This is a genomic window from Mammaliicoccus sp. H-M34 (genome assembly GCF_022386495.1).
GTDB classification, from domain to species: domain Bacteria; phylum Bacillota; class Bacilli; order Staphylococcales; family Staphylococcaceae; genus Mammaliicoccus; species Mammaliicoccus fleurettii.
In genome coordinates, this window is the sequence record NZ_JAJNIK010000003.1 from 327388 (window position 1) to 345523 (window position 18136).

General features: G+C 30.7%; 18 protein-coding genes. 14 read left to right on the forward strand and 4 right to left on the reverse strand.

Annotation, left to right across the window (positions count from 1 at the left end):
* Positions 1-219 precede the first annotated feature (219 nt).
* The 4 genes from spxA to pepF all read left to right on the forward strand — a co-directional run bounded on the left by spxA (position 220) and on the right by pepF (position 4347).
* A complete protein-coding gene (spxA, locus tag LQ608_RS05870) occupies positions 220-615 on the forward strand; it encodes a transcriptional regulator SpxA (RefSeq protein ID WP_016999380.1) in 396 nt (131 codons plus the stop codon).
* Between the two features lie 151 nt (positions 616-766).
* Positions 767-1459, forward strand: a complete 693-nt coding sequence (mecA, locus tag LQ608_RS05875) for an adaptor protein MecA (RefSeq protein WP_078356689.1) — start codon at positions 767-769, stop codon at positions 1457-1459.
* A gap of 51 nt (positions 1460-1510) precedes the next feature.
* Entirely contained in the window at positions 1511-2500 is a 990-nt protein-coding gene (locus LQ608_RS05880) for a competence protein CoiA (protein ID WP_239750704.1), read from the forward strand.
* A gap of 41 nt (positions 2501-2541) precedes the next feature.
* Positions 2542-4347 carry an oligoendopeptidase F gene (gene pepF / locus LQ608_RS05885; protein ID WP_239750705.1) on the forward strand — a complete coding sequence of 602 codons (1806 nt, stop codon included), beginning with the start codon at positions 2542-2544 and terminating at the stop codon, positions 4345-4347.
* Between the two features lie 353 nt (positions 4348-4700).
* Here pepF and LQ608_RS05890 read toward each other — a convergent pair whose 3' ends face one another.
* From LQ608_RS05890 to LQ608_RS05900, 3 genes are all read right to left on the reverse strand, one after another.
* Complete coding sequence (locus LQ608_RS05890) at positions 4701-5495, reverse strand: DsbA family protein (protein WP_239750706.1); 795 nt, start codon at positions 5493-5495, stop codon at positions 4701-4703.
* Between the two features lie 20 nt (positions 5496-5515).
* Complete coding sequence (locus LQ608_RS05895) at positions 5516-5875, reverse strand: truncated hemoglobin YjbI (protein ID WP_078356693.1); 360 nt, start codon at positions 5873-5875, stop codon at positions 5516-5518.
* 95 nt (positions 5876-5970) lie between these two features.
* The gene (locus tag LQ608_RS05900) at positions 5971-6549 is read right to left on the reverse strand and encodes a CYTH domain-containing protein (RefSeq protein WP_239750708.1); all 579 of its coding nucleotides are present in this window, start codon (positions 6547-6549) and stop codon (positions 5971-5973) included.
* Between the two features lie 135 nt (positions 6550-6684).
* On the opposite strand from LQ608_RS05900, the gene LQ608_RS05905 reads away from it, so the two are divergent.
* From LQ608_RS05905 to fabI, 7 genes are all read left to right on the forward strand, one after another.
* The gene (locus LQ608_RS05905) at positions 6685-7041 is read left to right on the forward strand and encodes a UPF0738 family protein (protein ID WP_078356695.1); all 357 of its coding nucleotides are present in this window, start codon (positions 6685-6687) and stop codon (positions 7039-7041) included.
* A gap of 5 nt (positions 7042-7046) precedes the next feature.
* Entirely contained in the window at positions 7047-7682 is a 636-nt protein-coding gene (yjbM, locus tag LQ608_RS05910; protein WP_078356696.1) for a GTP diphosphokinase, read from the forward strand.
* A 12-nt stretch (positions 7683-7694) separates the two neighbouring features.
* Positions 7695-8498: an NAD kinase gene (locus LQ608_RS05915; RefSeq protein ID WP_078356697.1), complete on the forward strand. Its 804-nt coding sequence runs from the start codon at positions 7695-7697 to the stop codon at positions 8496-8498.
* Positions 8499-8501: 3 nt separating this feature from the next.
* Positions 8502-9362, forward strand: a complete 861-nt coding sequence (locus LQ608_RS05920; RefSeq protein WP_078356698.1) for an RluA family pseudouridine synthase — start codon at positions 8502-8504, stop codon at positions 9360-9362.
* 31 nt (positions 9363-9393) lie between these two features.
* A complete protein-coding gene (gene mgtE, locus LQ608_RS05925; RefSeq protein ID WP_239750710.1) occupies positions 9394-10776 on the forward strand; it encodes a magnesium transporter in 1383 nt (460 codons plus the stop codon).
* 10 nt (positions 10777-10786) lie between these two features.
* The gene (locus tag LQ608_RS05930) at positions 10787-12625 is read left to right on the forward strand and encodes a cation:proton antiporter family protein (RefSeq protein WP_239750712.1); all 1839 of its coding nucleotides are present in this window, start codon (positions 10787-10789) and stop codon (positions 12623-12625) included.
* 152 nt (positions 12626-12777) lie between these two features.
* Entirely contained in the window at positions 12778-13551 is a 774-nt protein-coding gene (fabI, locus tag LQ608_RS05935; RefSeq protein WP_239750713.1) for an enoyl-ACP reductase FabI, read from the forward strand.
* A 49-nt stretch (positions 13552-13600) separates the two neighbouring features.
* Here the strand turns inward: fabI and LQ608_RS05940 are convergent, their stop codons facing one another.
* Positions 13601-14713, reverse strand: a complete 1113-nt coding sequence (locus tag LQ608_RS05940; RefSeq protein WP_078356702.1) for an AI-2E family transporter — start codon at positions 14711-14713, stop codon at positions 13601-13603.
* 345 nt (positions 14714-15058) lie between these two features.
* On the opposite strand from LQ608_RS05940, the gene LQ608_RS05945 reads away from it, so the two are divergent.
* The 3 genes from LQ608_RS05945 (at position 15059) to LQ608_RS05955 (ending at position 17994) form a co-directional block, all read left to right on the forward strand.
* A complete protein-coding gene (locus LQ608_RS05945) occupies positions 15059-16624 on the forward strand; it encodes an alanine/glycine:cation symporter family protein (RefSeq protein ID WP_239750794.1) in 1566 nt (521 codons plus the stop codon).
* A gap of 78 nt (positions 16625-16702) precedes the next feature.
* Entirely contained in the window at positions 16703-17452 is a 750-nt protein-coding gene (locus LQ608_RS05950; RefSeq protein WP_078356703.1) for an alpha/beta hydrolase-fold protein, read from the forward strand.
* 35 nt (positions 17453-17487) lie between these two features.
* A complete protein-coding gene (locus LQ608_RS05955) occupies positions 17488-17994 on the forward strand; it encodes a YjcG family protein (RefSeq protein ID WP_078356704.1) in 507 nt (168 codons plus the stop codon).
* Positions 17995-18136 lie beyond the last annotated feature (142 nt).

Genomic DNA, 18136 nt, shown 5'->3' on the forward strand with positions numbered 1-18136 from the left:
TATATTTTATGTGCTTTTTAATGAATTATTAGAAATTTCTCATTTAATTTTAATCTTTGAGTTATATAATATATTTATAGCAATTAGAAAAAGATTAAACCAAGTGAGCAACATATGTTTAACCTAGGGCTATATGGGGTATACATAACTAAGTGCATTTTATCTTATAAGTTCACTGACGTTTAACATAAATAATATTCAATTAGGAGAGTGAGATGTATGGTAACATTATTTACTTCACCAAGTTGCACATCTTGCCGTAAAGCGAAAGCATGGTTACAAGAACATGACATTCCGTATACGGAGCGTAATATTTTTTCAGAACACTTAACATTAGATGAAATTAAATCAATTTTAAAAATGACAGAAGATGGAACAGACGAAATCATTTCTACTCGTTCTAAAACTTATCAAAAATTAAATGTAGATATCGATGCATTACCTCTACAAGAATTATATACAATTATTCAAGATAATCCAGGTTTACTACGTCGTCCAATCATTTTAGATGACAAACGTTTACAAGTTGGATATAACGAAGATGAAATTCGTCGTTTCTTACCTAGAAAAGTACGTACGTTCCAACTATTGGAAGCACAACGTATGGTTGACTAATTTAGTCTAATATTAAATTTGTAGCTCCTGTTTACAGGGGCTATTTTTGTATAAAAAATTAAATGCGAATAGTTTAAACAAATTACTGTTAAAATGTATTTGTTTATAATACAATGAATGTACTATTCCTAGAGTAAGGGAGTGTGACATTATGAGAATAGAACGAATTGATGAAACAACTGTAAAATTATTTATAACTTATCAAGATATCGAAGCAAGAGGATTCAAACGAGAAGATTTATGGACAAACCGTAAACGAGGCGAAGAATTTTTCTGGTCTATGATGGATGAAATTAATGATGAAGAAGAATTCGTTGTTGAGGGGCCTTTATGGATTCAAGTGCATGCGTTTGAAAAGGGTGTTGAAGTAACAGTTTCTAAATCTAAAGGTGATGAACTGTTAAATATGACTGACGAGGAATCTAATGAGCAATTAGAATATCAAGTCAATGATTTCTTATCTCAAGCACTCGATTCTGACCAGAATATCGGAGAACTCTTAAATGATGGCAAAGAAGATGAAGAAAAACAATTTATTCCTAAAGACATCGGATTACTTGTTAGGTTTGAAGAGCTAGAAGATATTATCGAATATGCACATTATAATGAACATAAAGATATTGTATTTACAGACTTATTATATATGTTAGATAACAAATATTATTATTATGTACAATTTGATCAAATAGATAGTGAAGAAATTATTAATGATTTCTATGGGCAACTACTTGAATATGCAAATCCAACTCAAGTATCTAAATTATATCTAGATGATTATGCAAAAATTGTCATGAGTTATAATGTTATGGGTCAAGTAACAAGATATTTTGAACCGAAAAATTAAATAAGTAATTTTAGCACCTCTTTACGTTTTATATAGTAAAGAGGTGTTTTTATGTTAATAGGACTAAATCAAAATAGCGAACTCATATATGCGCAACATGCTAAATCACAAGAAATATATAAATGTCCTGAATGTTTATCAGAACTTATTTTGAAAAAGGGCAAACATATGGTAACCCATTTCGCACATAAAGCAAATAGTTATTGTATGAGAAATAGCTATAAGAAAGAGTCTTTAATGCATTTAGCCTCTAAACATCACATTTATTCACACTTGAATAATAAAGTGACAATAGATATGGAATATTATTTACCAGAAATTGATCAAATACCTGATATTATAATTAATAGAAATTTAATAGTTGAATTTCAATATTCTTCAATTAGTCTTGATTTATTAATGGATAGAACAGAAGGATTTAAAGCACTAAATATGAAGGTGATTTGGGTAGGGAAAGATATAGATTATCGTAATGGAATAATGCATTTAAGTTATTTTGAAGCTGCATTAATCAATCACTGTGAAAGAACATTGATTACTTATGATCCTAATAATCAAATGTTAATTAGATATGAAAGGATTCAATCGCTTGATAAGCATACATTTATTGGTTTTAAAAAAGAAATTAAATGGGAAGACTTATTGAATAGCTATCATGTACAAGACGTTCCTAATTTACATTTAACAGATAATGCATATGATAATTATTTATCTAAATGTAGAAAAAGTAAAAATGTGTTAGAACCTACTCTTTCACTATTATATAACGCAAGGTTAATACATAAGAAGAGGCTACAAATAATAGGGGTAATTGTACCTGAACAAATATATTTCTTAACACATTGTATAACTTGGCAATCATATTTGTTTTTTGAAATGGAGAAAAGAACTTTTACTTTTGAGAAATTCTATAATTTTATTGAATTTAGAACTTTTCATGATTATAGTTTTTCAAAAAAAGAAATACTATTAAAGGCGTTAAATTCATATATATCGATTATCCATCAAAAGGCTATATCACGTGCAAATTTGATTGTTTAATGAGAAAATTATAAATATGAAATTCAAAGGAGGCTATTAATATGGCTAATTTAATTACAAGGGAAGAACAGCAAGAACAATATACATGGGACCTTACAACTATTTTTGATTCAGATGAAGCATACGAAGAAGCTTTTAAAGAATTAGAAACATATTTAGGTAAAGAAGAACAATTCAAAGGACATTTGAAAGATAGTTCTGATACACTTTATCAAGCTTTATTATTGGATAGCGAAATAGATGAGAAACTAGGAAAAGTTTACGTGTATGCACATTTAAAGCACGATCAAGATACGGCTAATGATAAATATGCTGGCTATGAAGCAAAAGCAGCTACATTAGCGAACAAGTTTGCTAGCGCATGGAGTTTTATATTACCAGAATTAATGTCTATAGAAGAAGCAACATTGAATGAATTTGTCGCTTCTAATGATAATTTAAAGAGATATCAATTTGATATTGAGAAATTAAACAAAAAAAGACCACATATTTTAAGTGATAAAGAAGAAAAAATACTTGCAGAAGCAGGCGAGGCATTACAAACACCAAGTAACGTATTCGGCATGTTTAATAATGCAGATTTAGAATTTAAACCTGCTGTAGATAAAGATGGAAATGAACATGAATTAACACAAGGTACATATACTAAGTTGTTAGAGTCTGAAGACCGCATTTTAAGAAAGTCAGCTTATGATAATGTATATGATGCGTATGGTAGCCATAATAACACTTTAACTGCTACATTAAGTGGTAAAGTTAAGACTGCAATATTCAGTTCTAAAGTACGTCAATATCAATCAGCTAGGGAACAAGCATTATCCAACAACTTTATCCCGGAAGAAGTATATGATAACTTAATTGAAACTGTACATAAGTATTTACCATTGTTACATCGCTACACTGAACTTAGAAAAGAGTTGTTAGGTTTAGATGAAATGCATATGTACGATATGTACACTCCATTAGTAAAGAACTCATCATTTGAAATGACTTATGAAGAAGCTAAAGACTGGATGGTTAAAGCTTTACAACCGATGGGTAAAGAATATATCGAAGTTGTAGAAGAAGGACTAAATAATAGATGGGTAGATGTGTATGAGAATAAAGGTAAACGTTCAGGAGGTTATTCTTCTGGCGCACATTTAACAAATCCTTTCATATTATTAAACTGGTCAGATTCAATTTCTGATTTATTTACACTTATTCATGAATTTGGACATTCAGCTCACAGTTACTTTAGTAGAAAGCATCAACAATCAAATGAAAGTGATTATTCAATATTTGTAGCTGAAGTTGCATCTACAACAAATGAAGCACTATTAAGTGAATATATGGATAAAAATTTAGAAGATCCAGAAAAACGTAAATATTTATTGAACCAAGAGTTAGAAAGATTCAGAGCTACATTATTTAGACAAACAATGTTTGCTGAATTTGAATATTTAATCCACAAAATTGTAGAAGATGGTGAACCATTAACGTCTGAACGATTAAATACTGAGTATGCTGAACTAAATAAAAAGTATTTTGGTGATTCAGTTGTAACAGATGATAATATATCTAAAGAATGGTCACGTATACCTCATTTCTATTATAATTTCTATGTTTATCAATATGCGACAGGCTATAGTGCTGCACAAGCATTAAGTAAACAAATATTAGATGAAGGTGAGCCTGCAGTTAAAAGATATATTAATGAATTCTTAAAAGCAGGTAGTTCTGATTATCCTATTGAAGTATTGAAAAAAGCAGGAGTTGATATGACTTCTAAACAGCCTATAGAAGAGGCGATGGAAGTCTTTGAACAAAAATTAAATGCTTTTGAAAAACTCGTAAAAGAGAATTAATTGTATGTACACGTTTCCAATATGACAACTGTGTGACAAATAAAAAAAACCGATGTTTTTTGTTGAATTTAGTGTCCATAGCATGTTATATTTTATACATGAAATTAATCACATAACAAACATACCCCTTTGTTTGAAGTGAAAAATTTCTCCCATCCCCTTTGTTTAAGCACCGTGTAATCAGACACGGTGTTTTTTTATTTATTTGTTCATAGTTAACATCCCAAAAGTTATCTATTAAATGCTAAATAGAAGTCAATTGGACTTTTATTTAGACAAGTAGTGTATGAAAGTTAAATTTATACACATAAAAATCCCAATCCGTTAAATTTTCGGATTGGGATTTTTTTATTTTATTTAGTTTTCTTGAATTTCCAAAAGTCACCATGTGCAGAATCTTGTTGTTCGATATAATTTTGTAAATGTAGTTTTTTTAATTCTCTTTTAACAATTTTTTCTGGCCATTCATATATTGTCGCTATTTCTTGTTCGGAAATAATGCTTTGCGATTGTATATAATCTATTAGCTTAGGAGGGAGTTGTTTTTCAACTTCGGTTCCAATAAGTTCTTGAATAATATACGTATATATATGATATGGGTAAATACCTTCTACTTTGAGTCCTTCTGAATGTACATCTTCATTAAAGAAAACAAGTGATGGTGTCATATTAATATCCATCTCTCTAGCGATGTGTAAATCAGTTTGTAAACTTTCAGTAAGTGAGTGCTCTTTTAAATCTTTAATAAATACAGGTAAGTCAATTCCTGATTTATATGCACACTTTCTAATTAATTCCGATGTTATGATTTTTTCATGAGGTATGATTTCATTCTGAACTAAATTTAAAAATCTACTCGCTCTATTATGTCCTTGTAGTTCTGCTGCTTTAAAAGCTAAAGCTACATTATCAAATTCACATGTGCTTTGAGCCTGACATTTAGTTAAAACTTGGAGAGAGGGGTTCAAAATCTGACGAATTTTAACATATTTTTGATATTCAATTTTTAACTTTGCTAATGTAGATGATAGATTAAAACAGTCTTCGCAAAATGGATCAAAAAATGAATAAATTTCGATTTTGCTTACTGGTGATAAATCTATGTTATTTTGTTCATTAGCATGGATTAATCTTAATTCTTCGGCCATATTATCCACCTTCAACTATATTAAGCGTTAACCATGTGATTTGCAGTTAGCTTGAGTCTTTCATATAAATATTCTTGTACATCTTCATTTAACTGAGAGCTGGTAATTGCTTCTCGCATATTTTCTAACCAAGCATCTCTTTCTTTATCCGTAATTCTGAAAGGCAAGTGACGTTGACGTAACATTGGATGACCATGTTCTTCAGTATATAATGAAGGACCACCCAGAAATTGTGTTAAAAATTGCTTCTGTTTACGACTCGTTTCTGCAAAGTCACCAGGGAAAAGATGATTAATCCGATTATCCTTTTCAACTAGATAATAAAAGTGATCAATCATGTCGTACAAATCTTGGGGGTTGATTACTTCATATGGGGTCATAATTTCACCTTTTCTTGCTTATTTCAATATCGATAATATTAATATAACATGTTCATAAATTTTTAAAAGTATTTCGACTTGTAACGAAAATGAATTCATGTTGTTCTGCTTTGCGCATCAAAGAACCGTTTCACTTTATTATCAGGGACTTCTCTGGATATATTCAAGGTTCCTAATATATCGTTGAAAGCGATTTCGCCTTGAGTGAAGTCTGTTACTTCAAATTCAAGTTCATAATCCTCAATTCCTAAATAAATACTATGATCTAAGACTAATAAACCAGATTTCAATTTCTTTTCAAGTCTATAAGTTGTTAAATCACCAAGAAGACGAAGTTCAGATAATGGTATATTATGCTTAGTTAATATTTCAGTAATATTTTCTGGAAGAATTTGTATGTCTATTTGACGATTTTGTTCGGGTAAGCTATCTATCACTTCATTATATTCTAATAGACCGACTTCTTGCGGAACTTTTAATGTCAATTCGTAATCATTGTTTTTTTCACGAATTCTTAAAGCCATTTTATTTGAAATAATTTCATGATTTGGTGTGTCTATATAGTAATTAGTTTGTTTAAAGGGTTCACTTTGTTTAAAATAATATTGTTTGATTAGTTTATATTCATCAATAGTTAGTAAATTTTTGAATTCAATCTCTAATTCTTGTCCCATTTTTAAATGCACTTCCTTTTATACTATTATTATAGAAGATTTACGGATAAACAAGTAATTACATAAAATTAACTTGATGATATGAACGTTTAAATTAAAATGTGTTAAAATAGATTGGAATAAGGAGGAACAGCAATGCGTATTTATGTGAATGAAATTAAGATAAATGATAATCAAATCAAATGTTATACTGATCAATCAACTGAGGGGTTAGAACCAGCAGAACATATGATTGTAGACAGTGATAATCATGCATTTGTATATATGCTAGATAACGGTGAAAATTATAATTACTTATTATTTGTAGAAGAAACATGGTCAATGATACACGAACATTTTGATAAAGAAATTATCGTCAACGACCATTTAGTATTAACTTCATTTAAAGAGGAAATGGAATTTTTATTAGATAATATTGCAGATAATCACAATTATGGAAAAGAGTTTGTGGCTTCTGTAGAGAAAGCATTTGAATTAAACAAAGCGGAGTGATAGCTATGAATCAATGGGAAGAATTTTTGGCTCCATATAAACAAGCAATTGATGAATTAAAGATTAAATTGAAGGGGTTACGTAAACAATATGAATCTTCAGATAGACCTTCACCAATTGAATTTGTTACTGGTCGAGTTAAGCCGATTTCAAGTATTATTGATAAAGCAAATCAACGTAACATTCCTTTCGATAGATTAAGAGAAGAAATGTATGATATTGCTGGTTTAAGAATGATGTGTCAGTTTGTAGATGATATTGATGTGGTCGTAGAATTATTAAGACAACGACAAGACTTTGAAGTTGTAGAAGAGCGTAATTACGTTGAATATACAAAAGAAAGTGGTTATCGTTCTTACCACGTTATTATCAGCTACCCAATCGAGACATTACATGGTCAAACAAATATTTTAGCAGAAATACAAATTCGTACTTTAGCAATGAATTTTTGGGCAACAATTGAACATACTTTGAGGTATAAGTATGATGGCGATTATCCTCCTGAAATTAGAAATAGACTAGAAAGAGCTGCAGAAGCGGCATTTTTACTGGATGAAGAAATGTCAGAAATACGAGAAGAAATACAAGAAGCTCAAGAGTATTATTCAAGACAAAAAAGTAATAAACATAAACATGATTAAGGGGTGAATGCTTTGAAGTATAATATATTATCTAAAGGAGATTCAAAATCTAATGCTTTAATGTATAAGATGAAAAATCATATGAATGACTTCAATATGATTGAAGATAAAGAATCCCCAGATATCGTAATTTCAGTTGGTGGTGACGGTACTTTATTACAAGCATTCCATCAATATAGTCATATGTTAGGTGATGTAAGTTTTGTAGGTGTACATACTGGACATTTAGGATTTTATGCTGATTGGTTACCTCATGAAGTTGAAAAATTAATAATAGAAATTAATAATTCAACATATCAAGTAATTGAATATCCATTATTAGAAGTAATTATTCGTTATAAAAAAGGTGGATATGAAACAAGATATTTAGCATTGAATGAAGCGACGATAAAAACAGATAATGGTGCTACATTAGTAGTAGACTTAGTATTAAGAGGTGAGCAATTTGAAAGGTTTAGAGGAGATGGATTATGCGTCTCTACTCCTTCAGGCTCAACAGCTTACAACAAAGCATTGGGTGGAGCATTAATACACCCTTCACTTGAAGCTATGCAAATAGCGGAGATAGCTTCTATAAATAATAGAGTTTTTAGAACTGTAGGGTCCCCATTAGTATTACCTAAACATCATGTATGTCATATACATCCTGTTAATCATGATACGTTGCAAGTTACAATTGATCATGTAAATGTAAAACATAAAAATATTGAATCTATTCAATATAGAGTTGCTAATGAAAAAGTTAGATTTGCTAGATTCAGACCATTTCCATTTTGGAAAAGGGTACATGATTCATTTATATCAAACGAGGAATAAGAAATGAAAGCAATACAATATAAAGCGACATCGTCTATGACATTAAAAGAATTTTTATATGATAAAGGCATTTCTAGAAAGAGTTTAAGCGCCATTAAGCAGAATGGCGCTTTATTAGTTAATTCAGAAAATATGACCGTAAGAAGTTTAATTCAGGAAGGTGATAAAGTAACAGTTTGTTTGCCGAATGAATTACCTAGTCATAACCTTAAACCTTTTAAAATGGATTTGAAGGTTTTATTTGAAGATGAATGGTTTATAATAGTTTCAAAACCAGCATTGATAAATATTGCTCCTTCAAGAGAACATCCTCATCATAGCTTAGTTGAAGCGGTATTGTATCATATGAATAAAAATGAAGAGCAAACAATTCCGCATATTGTGACACGTTTAGATAGAGGAACAAGTGGTATTGTAATATTTGCTAAGCATCAGTTGTTACATCATATGATTTCAAAGACTACATTAAATAAATATTATTTAGCAATTGTACATGGAATTGTAAAACAAAAATATGGACAAATTGAAGCGCCGATAGGTAGAGCTAAACATTCAATTATTGAACGTGAAGTATCTGAAGAAGGCAAATTTGCGCATACGGAATACGAATATTTAAAAGATGATAAACGAAATAGCCTGCTTAAATTGAAACTGTTAACTGGAAGGACTCATCAAATTAGAGTTCATCTTGCGCATATAGGTCATCCAATAGTTGGAGATAGTTTATATGGATATGAAAATAAAGAAATTTGTCACCAACTATTGCAATGTTACAACGTTGAATTTAAGCACCCAATAACTATGGAAAAAATAAATATAATTGATGAAATACACTATCACTTAGAAGGTATAGGTATGCTATAATAAATTGTATTTTTATGAGGAGGTGGCAAAGTTGGTTAACGAAAATAATGAACAATACATCGAAGACGAAGCGTTTGATAAAGAACAATTAGATACATTATTAGCAAATGGTGAAATTGACCAATTTCGAGAAGTTTTTTTAACAATGCATACATACGATCAAGGTGAATACTTTGAAATATGTGATAATGATATTAAACAAAAAATATATCAATATCTTTCTCCTGAAGAAGTTGCAGACTTTTTCGAAACGACTGAATTAGATGATGATGAATACGAAGAAATTTTTCAAAATATGAATGCCAACTATGCTAGTCAAATGTTAAGTGAAATGTCTTATGATAATGCTGTAGATATGTTAAGCGTATTATCTAAAAATAAAATAGCCACTTTACTTGCACTCATGAATCGTGAAGATGCTCGAGAAATAAAAGCATTACTACATTATGACGAAGATACTGCCGGTGGTATCATGACCACTGAGTTTATTTCAGTATATTCTACTATGTCTGTCAAAGAAGCGATGTTCTATGTTAAAGAACAAGCTCCACAAGCAGAAACAATATATGTCATTTTTGTAGTGGATGAAAATAAAAAATTAGCTGGCGTTATCTCACTTCGAGATTTAATCGTTGCTGAAAATGATTCATATATAGAAGAAATTATGAGTGAACGTGTCATTAGCTCTAACGTAGCTGATGACCAAGAAGATGTAGCACAAACAATGCGTGACTATGACTTAATTGCTTTGCCTGTTATTGATTATCAAGATCATCTGTTAGGTATTATTACAATCGATGATATTTTAGATGTTATGGATGAAGAAGCAAGTGAAGACTACTCTAAATTAGCCGGTGTTTCTGATATCGATTCTACAAATGATTCAGTCTTCCAAACAGCTATGAAACGTTTACCATGGCTATTAATTCTAACAGTATTAGGTATGATAACAGCATCAATACTAGGGCAATTTGAAGAAACGTTATCACAAGTAGCGTTACTTGCCGCATTTATACCTATAATAAGTGGTATGAGCGGGAATTCAGGTACACAATCACTTGCTGTATCAGTACGTAATATTTCTACAGGTGAAATTAATGAGCAAAGTAAATTCAAGCTTGCTTTACGTGAGTCAGGATCAGGGTTATTAACTGGTTTCCTTTGTGCAATAAGTTTATTTCTTATAATTGTATTGTTATATCGTGAACCTGTATTAGCATTAATCGTATCTATCAGTTTAACAATTGCAATGACTGTAGGTACACTAATGGGCGCAATCATCCCAATGTTTATGAATAAAATGAATATCGATCCAGCCGTTGCTAGTGGACCGTTTATTACAACGATAAATGACATAGTAAGTATGTTAATATATTTCGGTTTAGCAACAGCGTTTATGTCTTATCTAATATAAGGAGAATAATATGGAGCATTCTAGTTTTACATCTCTTGTTATCGTTGTTATAGCTGCATTTTTGACACCTATACTTGTTAATAGACTTAAAATTTCTTTCTTACCTGTAGTTGTTGCTGAAATCATAATGGGGATCATTATTGGAGATTCATTATTTGGTTTAGTAAAAGAAGATGCATGGTTATCTATACTATCAACATTAGGTTTTATATTTTTAATGTTTTTGAGTGGATTAGAAATAGATTTTAATGCTTTTAAAACGAAAAAACACTCTGATGAAGATACGAAAAATATACCGAGTAATATATATTTAACAACAGTTGTCTTCTCATCAATTATGGTGTTATCTATTTTAGCAGCTTATATATTTAAATGGACTGGTTTAATAGATGATGTATTATTAATGGTCATAATTATTTCGACAATCAGTTTAGGTGTTGTAGTACCAACGTTAAAAGAAATGAATATCATGCATACTAATATTGGACAATTCATCTTATTAGTAGCAGTAGTAGCTGATTTAGCTACTATGTTGTTATTAACTGTTTATGGCACAATTTATGCAAAAGGAGATTCACCATTATGGTTGATAGGAATATTGATAGTATTCAGTATTGTCTTCTATATAATGGGGGGATTATTTAAAAAATCACCTTTTTTAAAAAATTTAACATCAGGAACGACACAAATCGGTATACGTGCAGTATTTGCTTTAATAATTTTACTAGTAGCATTAGCTGAAGGTGTAGGAGCTGAAAACATACTTGGTGCTTTCTTAGCAGGTGTAATCGTTTCATTATTAGGTCCTGACCAAGATATGGTTGAAAAGTTAGATTCCTTTGGATATGGTTTCTTTATCCCTATATTCTTTATTATGGTCGGTGTAAATCTCAATATACCTTCACTTGTTAAAGAACCGAGTTTACTAATTATTATACCGTTACTGTTTATTGCATTTTTAATTACTAAGATTATTCCAGTGGCTTTTATTGGTAAATGGTATGATAAAAAAACAACGATTTCATCAGCATTTTTATTAACATCAACATTATCACTAGTTATCGCAGCAGCAAAAATAGCTGAACAACTTGGTACAATTAGTTCTGAAATTTCAGGTATTCTAATTTTAAGTGCAGTTATAACTTGTGTATTTGTTCCAATTGTATTTAAGAAAATGTTCCCAATGCCTGAAGAAACGAAGACGATTGTTAAAGTGAGCTTTATTGGTAAAAACCAACTGTCTATTCCAGTAGCTCAAAGTATACACTCTCATATTTATCAAACAACGATGTTCTTTAGAAAAGATCTTTCTGATAATAGAAAATTAGATCAAAGTATTAAAACATATGAACTTGATGATTATATTGAAGAAGAATTAGTTGAATTAGGTTTATTCGATTCAGATATTATAGTATGTTCAGCAAATGACGATGATATAAATAAAGAAGTTGCTTTAATGGCACATAATCATGGAGTTAAAAGAATCATTTGTAAACAAGAGAATGGTTCTGAAGATGAAGAATTTGATGGTAAGAATATTGAATTCTTTAGTAGCTTCTTAAGTAATAAAATATTGCTTAAAGGTTTAATTGAATCACCAAACATGTTGAACTTATTAAGTAATGTTGAAACATCATTATATGAAATTGAAATGAAAAATCATAGCTATCACAACGTATTGTTAAGATCATTCCCATTCGCAGGAGATGTAATCTTTGTTCGTATTATCAGAGGAAAAGATTCAATCGTGCCTCATGGGGATACGGAGCTACAATATGGTGATAAATTAATTGTAACTGGTTCGAAAGAATACGTTTCACAATTAAAACAAGATATGGAATTTATATAATAATTTAGTAAAAATGAGGAAGTACAAATGATCCTCATTTTTACTTTTTTTAAAATTTAAAATGAAAGTATAATGCTTGTCAGGTGGTCTGACCAGTGGTATCATAACGAGTGAATGTTATGAATAATATACATATTAAAGGAGTATAACTAATGTTTAATTTAGAAGGTAAAACATATGTAATCATGGGTATTGCAAACAAAAGAAGTATTGGCTTTGGTGTAGCTAAAGTGTTAGACGAATTAGGAGCTAACTTAGTTTTCACATATAGAAAAGAACGTAGTAAAAATCAATTAGAAAAACTATTTGAAGAATTAAACAATCAAAAAGAGCAACATATTTATGAATGTGATGTTCAACAAGATGATCACGTTGTAAATGCTTTTGAACAAATTGGTAAAAAATTTGGTCATATTGATGGCGTATATCATTCAATCGCTTTTGCTAACATGGAAGACTTAAGAGGTAGATTTATAGATACATCTCGCGAAGGCTTCTTATTAGCTCAAGATATTAGTTCATTCTCTTTAACAATTGTAGCTAGAGAAGCTAAAAAACTTATGCCTGAAGGTGGAAGTATTGTAGCGACTACTTATTTAGGTGGAGAATTTGCAGTACCTAACTACAATGTAATGGGTGTAGCAAAAGCAAGTTTAGAAGCAAATGTAAAATATTTAGCACGTGATTTAGGTGAAGATAATATTAGAGTTAATGCAATTTCAGCTGGACCAATTCGTACATTAAGTGCGAAAGGAGTAGGCGGATTTAACTCAATACTTAAAGAAATAGAAGAACGCTCACCACTAAAACGTAATGTAGATATAATTGAAGTAGGTAAAACAGCAGCTTATCTATTAAGCGATTATTCAAGCGGTGTAACAGGCGAAAATATCCATGTAGACTCAGGTTATCATATCGTAAGATAAAAGATTTGAGCAAATAAAAAAACTGAAACCAGTATTGGTTTCAGTTTTTTTATTTTAAATCATTATCTAGAATTGGATCGTCTTCTACTGTTCTACTTGCGGTTGAACTTATTGATTGTCTATGTGTATATACATTTCTTACAATTGTCTTAAGGACTGCATATGTTGGTACGGCTATTAATATAGCTACGAATCCGCCTAAATTACCAGCTGCTAAAATAACAGTGATGATTGTTAATGGATGTATGTTTAGTGATTTACCCATTATATTAGGTGTAATTACGTTACCTTCTAGTTGTTGACAAATTAACGTTATAATACTAACCCACACAAGCATTACTGGATCTTGTATTAATGCAATTGTTGCTGCTGGTATAAAAGCTAACCATGGTCCTAAGAATGGTATCATGTTTGTTAATAAAGCTAATAGTGCTAATAACAAAGCATAATCTAAATCTACAAATGTATAACCTAAATACAATAACACACCTAGAATAACACTGACTGTAACTTGTCCTTGAATGTATGATTGTAAAGTTTGGTTAATATCTTTACTTAAGTTTACTACGAACCATTTTGTGCGTCCTTTAAATGGTTTTGCAATAAATGGAATAAATCTTTCGTGATCTTTTAACATATATATTAAGAAGAATGGCACTAAGATTAATAAGAACATTGTTGATACAAATGAAGAAATATAACTGAATAAGTTAGTAATCATGTCTGTAACTATGCCACTTATACTTTCAATAGAATCATTGATTTTTTGAGATATATTATCTGGTAATCTGTCTCTTTGTTGTAATGCGTAATCGACGACATTTTGTATTTCTCGTTGTATATAAGGTAGATTTTTAATCAAGTTATTAATTTGATCAGTTAATACTGGCACGATTATTGAAATAAATAATATGACTACAAGCATTAAGGCGATTAATATAATAGAGATGCTACCCCATCTAGGTACTTTTCTTTTTTCTAACATTTTCTGAAAAGGTAAACAAATATAGAACAAGAATCCACCTAATAGTAATGGAAGTAAAATTGATTTTACGACGATAATGACCGGGTAAAATATTTCATTTATTTCCATAAATATTTTTATAATTAGAAATGTTAGGAGAATGGCAATTCCTGTACGAAACCAAGCTTTATTTAACAATAGTAGTCCTCCTTATCAAACTTTCTCATACTTTTATATTATAAGGGAAATTACAGATTAAACAATGATAAATCATATTGTTGAAAAATAAAGATATATATTAATTTTTTAAGTTGTGCGGATTAGAATAATTATTAAGTAATTATGAATATAATATTAACGTGAGATTCTAACATATTAATGAAGAAAAGCTTTTTGATAATGAAGTAAGCGCTTACAAAAAATGTGTGATTCACTTTAAAAAATGATTGATTGTGTATTTATACATGGTATAATCATAACAAGGTAATTTCGAAATTTTCTGAACAAGGGGTTATCTTAAGGCTTACAACAAAGGGGAGATTGATTATGGAGTCTATTGTTAGCTTTGCAAATGACATTGTTTGGAGTAAAGCGTTGGTATACGGTTTATTGCTGACTGGTATTTTATTTACATTTATGATGAGGTTCTTCCAAGTTAGACATTTTAAAGAAATGATAAGGTTAATGTTTCAAGGGGAAAAATCACCAACTGGTATATCCTCATTCCAAGCGATAGCAGTATCATTAGCGGGTCGTGTTGGTACAGGTAATATTGTCGGTGTTGCAACAGCGATTTTCATCGGGGGTCCTGGTGCTGTATTTTGGATGTGGGCTACTGCATTTCTTGGAGCAAGTTCGGCATTTATAGAGTCAACACTTGGTCAAATTTATAAAAGAGAAATTAATGGTCAATATCGTGGTGGACCAGCATACTACATAGAGTCAGGAATTAAAGGAAAGACTGGTAGAATATATGGTATCGTTTTTGCACTTGTTACAATTCTATCAGTGGGCTTATTGTTGCCGGGTGTACAATCAAATGCCATCGCTTCATCTATGAAGAATGCTTTTGGTTTAAATCCGTGGATTATTGCTATCGTATTAGCAGCATTGTTAGCCTTAATTATTTTCGGTGGTATTAAAGCGATTGCGAATGTTGCAACAGCTGTTGTTCCATTTATGGCCATTGTATACATAGGTCTAGCATTTGTAATTATTATTATAAATATTGATGCCGTTCCAGGTTTAATAGCAATGATTTTCAAATCAGCATTTGGTGTTGAAGCTGCATTTGGTGGTATATTTGGTGCTATGATTGAAATCGGAGTTAAACGTGGACTGTACTCAAATGAAGCAGGTCAAGGTACTGGACCACATGCTGCTGCAGCTGCAGAAGTATCACACCCAGCTAAACAGGGACTTGTACAAGCATTCTCAGTATATGTTGATACTTTATTAGTATGTACTGCTACAGCATTAATGATCTTAATGTCTGGTACATTTAATACAACAGATGGTGGGACTAATAAAGATGGTTCGCCTCATTTAATGCATGATAACGGCATATATGTACAAAGTGCCGACGGAAGTAAGGATGTCACAGGTACTGCAATGTACGCTCAAGCTGGTATAGATAAAGCTTTTAAAGGAGATAGTTATACGTTTGATCCAGGATACTCTGGATTTGGTTCGTACTTCATTGCTATTGCATTATTCTTCTTTGCCTTTACAACTATTCTGGCATACTATTATATCGCAGAAACCAATGTGAGTTATATCATTCCTTCCGATAAGCAAAAAATATGGATTATTTTAGTCAGACTTATCTTAATAGCTGCTACGGTTTATGGTTGTGTAAAAACAGCTGATGTTGCCTGGGCAATGGGTGATTTAGGTGTAGGTATGATGGCATGGTTAAACATCGTAGCTATATGGATACTCCATAAACCAGCTTTACGAGCATTACGAGACTTTGAGAACCAGAAAAAACAAAAAGGTACTGGTAAATATGCAATTTATAAACCAGCACCAGATGAAGTGCCTAATGCTAAATTCTGGCATGAAGATTATCCAAAACGTTTAAAAGAATTTGATTTAGAAGATAAGTAATTAAACAATATCAAACGCTTTCAAATATACGCTCTCTACTGTACAATAGTCTTATATGTACAGTTGGGAGCGTTTTATATGGAGAAAAAAATAGGTCTAGTTGACCAAATAAAACTTGAAAGTAAATTTTTAAAAAGGGAAGTGACGATCTCAATTTACTTACCTAAAGACTACACTGATCTATATAAACATCATGTTGTGATTACATTTGATGGCAGAGACTTTTTCCAATTTGGACAAATACATCGAGAATATGAAAAGTTAAGAACTGCAGAAATGGTAGAAAGAGCGATTATCGTTGGTGTTCACTATGAAGATGTAGAACTTAGAAGAAAAGAATTTCATCCTGATGGAGAGCACCGAAAAGAAATGTCACAATTTGTTGTAAAAGAACTATGTCCTTATATTGATAAAACATTCTCAACTTTAAAAGTAGGAAATGCAAGAGTATTATTAGGTGATAGTCTTGCAGCAAGTGTAGCATTGGTTACTGGTTTAGAATATCCACATCATTTTAGTCAACTTGGTCTGTTTAGTCCATTAATAAATGATACGGTAACTGAAAAGTTTCAAAATTGTTTATCTAAAGATCTATTAACAATTAAACATTATATTGGTAAAGAAGAAGATTCATTTAAACTGATTAGTGGAGATCTAGCAGATTTCTTAACGCCTAATAGAGAATTTAGTGAACGTGTTAAACAAGCTAACTTAACATATGAATATGAAGAATTAGATGGTGGACATACTTGGAAAACATGGAAACCTGAATTAGGAAATATATTAAGTTACTTTTTAAGTCATCAAAATCAGAAAAATTTGATATAATAAAAAGGAAGACAAACAAAGGAGGAAGTATCATTATGAAATTAGGCATCGTACTTATTCCATCAAAACCATTCCAAGAAGCAGTGAACGCTTATCGCAAAAGATATGACAAGCACTACGCATTAATCACACCACATATTACAATTAAAGAAAAATTTGAAGTTGATGATAATATGCTTGATGAGGTTAAGTCTAAACTTGAAGAAACAGCTAAAGAATTCGAACCAGTGGAAATTCAAGTTTCAAAAGCATCAAGCTTTGCACCAACTAAAAATGTAATTTATTTTAAAGTTACTAAAACTGATGAATTAGTTTCTTTATACAGTAAATTCAATAACGGTGACTTTTATGGTGAAAGTACTCATCCATTCGTTCCACACTTCACAATTGCACAGGGGTTATCAAGTCAAGAATTTGAAGATATTTATGGACAAGTTAGAATGGCTGGAATCGATCATTCAGAAACAATCGACACAATTAAATTAATGAAACAAAATGAAGACGAAACATGGTCAGAAGCAGCTTCTTATACTTTAGGCTAATTTCATGTTTTCAAAATGCCAACAAAGCTCAAACTTTGTTGGCATTTTTTTATGCATGCTTTCCGCGGGCATATAAGAGGTACGTTATCAGCAGTTCTAGGTAAAACTGCTGATAAGGATAGCGTTAAAAGCAGTACTAGTC

Excerpts from the sequence above, each read along its gene's own strand:
- mecA (WP_078356689.1), top strand. The coding sequence starts at position 767 with ATGAGAATAGAACGAATTGATGAAACAACTGTAAAATTATTTATAACT.
- pepF (WP_239750705.1), top strand. The coding sequence starts at position 2,542 with ATGGCTAATTTAATTACAAGGGAAGAACAGCAAGAACAATATACATGG.
- LQ608_RS05900 (WP_239750708.1), bottom strand. The coding sequence starts at position 6,549 with ATGGGACAAGAATTAGAGATTGAATTCAAAAATTTACTAACTATTGAT.
- LQ608_RS05920 (WP_078356698.1), top strand. The coding sequence starts at position 8,502 with ATGAAAGCAATACAATATAAAGCGACATCGTCTATGACATTAAAAGAA.
- fabI (WP_239750713.1), top strand. The coding sequence starts at position 12,778 with ATGTTTAATTTAGAAGGTAAAACATATGTAATCATGGGTATTGCAAAC.
- LQ608_RS05880 (WP_239750704.1), top strand. The coding sequence starts at position 1,511 with ATGTTAATAGGACTAAATCAAAATAGCGAACTCATATATGCGCAACAT.
- LQ608_RS05890 (WP_239750706.1), bottom strand. The coding sequence starts at position 5,495 with ATGGCCGAAGAATTAAGATTAATCCATGCTAATGAACAAAATAACATA.
- LQ608_RS05905 (WP_078356695.1), top strand. The coding sequence starts at position 6,685 with ATGCGTATTTATGTGAATGAAATTAAGATAAATGATAATCAAATCAAA.
- LQ608_RS05955 (WP_078356704.1), top strand. The coding sequence starts at position 17,488 with ATGAAATTAGGCATCGTACTTATTCCATCAAAACCATTCCAAGAAGCA.
- LQ608_RS05930 (WP_239750712.1), top strand. The coding sequence starts at position 10,787 with ATGGAGCATTCTAGTTTTACATCTCTTGTTATCGTTGTTATAGCTGCA.
- LQ608_RS05950 (WP_078356703.1), top strand. The coding sequence starts at position 16,703 with ATGGAGAAAAAAATAGGTCTAGTTGACCAAATAAAACTTGAAAGTAAA.
- spxA (WP_016999380.1), top strand. The coding sequence starts at position 220 with ATGGTAACATTATTTACTTCACCAAGTTGCACATCTTGCCGTAAAGCG.
- yjbM (WP_078356696.1), top strand. The coding sequence starts at position 7,047 with ATGAATCAATGGGAAGAATTTTTGGCTCCATATAAACAAGCAATTGAT.
- LQ608_RS05895 (WP_078356693.1), bottom strand. The coding sequence starts at position 5,875 with ATGACCCCATATGAAGTAATCAACCCCCAAGATTTGTACGACATGATT.